Origin of the sequence: Morganella sp. Je.2.23, from assembly GCF_051129855.1 — a bacterium.
Lineage (GTDB): Bacteria > Pseudomonadota > Gammaproteobacteria > Enterobacterales > Enterobacteriaceae > Morganella > Morganella sibonii.
In genome coordinates, this window is record NZ_JBCPSQ010000047.1 from 1 (window position 1) to 264 (window position 264).

At 50.8% G+C, this 264-nt stretch carries 1 protein-coding gene; it reads right to left on the reverse strand.

From position 1 onward, the window contains the following. On the reverse strand, positions 1-264 hold a 264-nt coding region (locus tag AAZR23_RS20790), incomplete at both ends, for a hypothetical protein (RefSeq protein ID WP_434694509.1).

A 264-nucleotide genomic window follows, 5' to 3' on the forward strand; every position in this document is an offset into this window, starting at 1 on the left:
CCTGCTCATTAGTGGCAAACAGCTGACTGCCGTTCACCGCCTCGGTGGAATCCGCTGCCAGCGCAGCATTGCTGACACCGCTGAGTTTTTTACCGCCGAATTCAAATACTGCCGCATCTTTGGCTTTATCACTGAGTACAACTTTCTTACCATCATCGCTCAGCTGCACCAGACCCAGAGTCCCCGCCGCCAGATTGTTATTGATGGTGGTGATATCACCCGTGTTCTTTGCAATATCAGTGGTATTTTTGGTGATATCGGCCT